This window comes from Rahnella sp. P4_A8 (assembly GCF_056402435.1).
Genome location: NZ_JBFUHK010000141.1, coordinates 1 through 3,386, shown reverse-complemented (window position 1 = coordinate 3,386; position 3,386 = coordinate 1). Strand labels below are relative to the sequence as shown.

4 protein-coding genes are annotated in these 3,386 nt (G+C 51.5%); 2 read left to right on the top strand and 2 right to left on the bottom strand.

Annotated elements, in window-relative coordinates; all coding sequences use genetic code 11:
- Positions 1-47: 47 nt before the first annotated feature.
- Positions 48-137: a cytochrome bd-I oxidase subunit CydH gene (gene cydH / locus AC1DUO_RS23765; protein WP_122095584.1), complete on the bottom strand. Its 90-nt coding sequence runs from the start codon at positions 135-137 to the stop codon at positions 48-50.
- 334 nt (positions 138-471) lie between these two features.
- On the opposite strand from cydH, the gene purR reads away from it, so the two are divergent.
- On the top strand, positions 472-1,497 hold the full coding sequence (gene purR, locus AC1DUO_RS23760) for an HTH-type transcriptional repressor PurR (protein ID WP_013576086.1): 1,026 nt from the start codon (positions 472-474) through the stop codon (positions 1,495-1,497).
- 36 nt (positions 1,498-1,533) lie between these two features.
- On the opposite strand, the gene punR is transcribed toward purR, so the two are convergent.
- The gene (gene punR / locus AC1DUO_RS23755; RefSeq protein WP_013576087.1) at positions 1,534-2,439 is read right to left on the bottom strand and encodes a DNA-binding transcriptional activator PunR; all 906 of its coding nucleotides are present in this window, start codon (positions 2,437-2,439) and stop codon (positions 1,534-1,536) included.
- Between the two features lie 136 nt (positions 2,440-2,575).
- On the opposite strand from punR, the gene punC reads away from it, so the two are divergent.
- Positions 2,576-3,386, top strand: an 811-nt coding sequence (punC, locus tag AC1DUO_RS23750; protein ID WP_477989050.1) for a purine nucleoside transporter PunC, incomplete at its 3' end; no start/stop codon positions are given.

Genomic DNA, 3,386 nt, shown 5'->3' with positions numbered 1-3,386 from the left:
TTCCTGTAACAGGAATCGCCCTTTTTTATGGCGGATCACTTACTGAATCAGTTCATCACCGCAGTGAAACTGAAAGCGATAATCATAAGCAAAGCGCATACCGTGGTGATCAACGATAATTTCAGGTTGCTGTCCATCAAACCCCCCTTTCGGATCAAATTGTGGCATTTTTTAAGCCACACTAATTGTGTGCCAACGCATTTTCGCATAATTAACATTTAAAATCTTGTGCTGAATGACAATGTATCCCTGAGAATTTTACTTCCACTTTCCTGCATTATAAGAGAAAATTGTCGGTTAACACGCCTGTGTGCCGGTTGATTTCACCCGAGAGCATTTCACGCCTCATTCTGAAGAATCCACCCAACGATTTCACTGCCCTTTTAGAAGCCAGCAGTGAGATCCACGCAAGCAAACGATTAACATAATGCTAACGTGCTGAAACACGTGAGTTCAGGAGTCATTGTTTACATGGCAACGATTAAAGATGTCGCAAAGCGCGCTGGCGTTTCCACTACAACCGTGTCGCACGTCATCAATAAAACACGTTTCGTCGCCGAAGAAACCAAAGAAGCGGTTCTCCTTGCAATCAAAGAGTTACATTACTCGCCGAGTGCTGTAGCCCGCAGTCTGAAGGTCAATAACACCAAAACGATCGGTCTGCTTGCCACCTCCAGCGAAGCGCCCTATTTTGCCGAAGTGATTGAAGCCGTAGAAAACAGCTGCTTCTCCAAAGGCTATACGCTGATTTTGTGTAACTCGCATAATAATCTGGAAAAACAACAAGCCTACCTGCAAATGCTGGCGCAAAAACGCGTCGATGGCTTGCTGGTGATGTGCGCGGAATATCCTGATGAGTTGCTCAATATGCTCGAGGAGCACCGTTCGATCCCAATGGTGGTCATGGACTGGGGCGAAGCGCGTAAGAACTTCACCGACAGCATTATTGATAATGCTTTCGAAGGGGGTTACATGGCCGGGCGTTATCTGATTGAACGCGGTCATCGTGATATTGGGGTGATCCCGGGCCAACTGGCACGTAATACCGGCGGTGGCCGCTTCCAGGGTTTTGTGAAAGCACTGACTGAAGCCAATATTCCGCTGCGTGACGAATGGGTGGTTCAGGGCGATTTCGAGCCGGAATCGGGCTATCAGGCGATGCATAAAATTCTGATGCAGAAGCACCGCCCGACTGCCGTATTTTGTGGCGGCGATGTGATGGCAATGGGCGCAATCTGTGCCGCAGACGAACTGGGCCTGCGCGTCCCTCAGGATATTTCCGTAATCGGTTACGACAATGTGCGTAACGCCCGTTACTTCTCCCCCGCGCTGACAACCGTGCATCAGCCGAAAGAACGTCTGGGTGAAATGGCCTTTACCATGTTGCTGGACAGAATTGTCAGTAAGCGTGAAGAGTCTCAGACCATTGAGGTGCATCCGAAACTGGTCGAACGCCGTTCCGTAGCCGATGGTCCGTACCGCGATTACCGCCGTTAACAGATATCGAACGCCTGCAGATGCAGGCGTTTTTTTCTAATCACGCAGCCATTCCTGATTCATGGTTTCTGTATCGCCCATATATTCCAGCAACCAGGCCAGCGAGGGTGACGGATTGCTTTGATCCCACGTCAGGCAACACGGGCTGTCGGGAAACGTATTTTCCAGCGTCAGCACCTGCAACTTTTTCTGTTCTATCCACGGCGTGACGCGATGAACCGGCATCATACCCACGCATAAGCCTTCGGTCAGGCATTCCAGCGCGCAGGTCCAGTCTGGCACGACCAGCCGCCGCTGGTTATCCAGCGTCCATGTATCCCGCTTAGGCAATGTCCGGGAGGTGTCTTCCAGACAGAGTGCAGGATAAGGCCGCAGCTCATCATCATTCAGCGCGCCGGATAACTGCGCAAGCGGATGTTGCGGGCTGACGACGCAATGCCAGTCCATAAATCCCATGTCACGAAAACTGAAGCCCCCGCCAACCGGTATCGCGCGTGTAGCACCGATCGCCACGTCTGCCCGCCCGTCAACCAGCGCATCCCAGACACCATTAAACACTTCTGAGTGAATAATGAGTTCGGTGTCCGCAAAATGGCGGTAGAAATCGAGCACCAGACGCCGTGTCCGTGCGGGTTTTACAATCCGGTCAACCGCCACACGTAATTCGCCGCGCCAGCCGTTCGCCACCTGCTGACACTGCCGGCGCGTGGCTATCATTTTTTTTGTCAGAATCCGCGCTTCATCGACAAAAACCTTTCCCGCAGGCGTCAGTACCACGTCACGATGGCGACGTTCAAACAACGGCACGGCCAGCCACTGCTCAAGCTGACGGACGGTATAGCTGATAGCAGAAGGTACGCGGTGCAAATCTTGCGCTGCCGCACTAAAACTACCTGTTCTTGCCACGGCATCTACCACTTCAAGGGCGTATTCTGACCACATAATTCAGCCTTCAATATTTTTGATAGCAGAGTGCAAATATTAGCGTTTCACAAGCCTGTTATCAAAGCGTTAAACTCCGCCTCCGGTATGTAATCTGCATCACATCATCTGCAATAAATAAATTAATGAGACGATAATGAAACCCTCCTTTGGATTTATGCTCTATCTCGCGGGACTGAGCATGCTGGGCTTTTTAGCCACTGATATGTATCTGCCTGCGTTCAGCGCCATGCAAACCAGTCTGATGACCAGCCCCGGGATGATCAGCGCAAGTCTGAGCATTTTTCTCGGCGGATTTGCTCTCGGTCAGTTGTTATGGGGGCCGTTGTCAGACAGGATCGGCCGTAAACCGGTATTGCTTCTTGGTCTGACACTGTTTGCGGTCGGTTGTCTGGGCGTTATCTGGGTTGAGAATGTACGCGCCCTTCTGGCCCTGCGCTTCTTACAGGCGATGGGCGTTTGTGCCGCCGCAGTCACCTGGCAGGCAATCGTTGTTGACCGTTTCTCTGCCGATGTGGCGAAAAAAACCTTCGCCAGCATTATGCCGTTAGTGGCTCTTTCTCCGGCACTGGCACCATTACTTGGTGCGTGGGTACTCAATCATTTTGACTGGGAAGCCATTTTTGCTCTGCTGACCGCAGTCGCCGTCGTCCTGGTGCTGACGACGCTGACTCTGCGTGAGAATAAACCGGCAAAACAAGCGAAGGCTGATAAAACAGGGTTTGCGACGTTACTGAAATCGCCTGTTTACAGCGGGAATGTCATGATTTATGCCGCCTGTTCAGCCGGATTCTTTGCGTGGTTAACGGGTTCACCGTTTATCCTGAGCGACATGGGTTATTCACCCGGTGCCATCGGGCTGAGCTATGTCCCGCAGACTATTGCTTTCCTGCTTGGTGGTTTTGGTTGCCGTGTTGTGATCAGCAAGCTGGACGGTAATAAAATTC

Coding starts and splice junctions, on each gene's coding strand:
- purR (WP_013576086.1), top strand. CDS start 472: ATGGCAACGATTAAAGATGTCGCAAAGCGCGCTGGCGTTTCCACTACA.
- cydH (WP_122095584.1), bottom strand. CDS start 137: ATGGACAGCAACCTGAAATTATCGTTGATCACCACGGTATGCGCTTTG.
- punR (WP_013576087.1), bottom strand. CDS start 2,439: ATGTGGTCAGAATACGCCCTTGAAGTGGTAGATGCCGTGGCAAGAACA.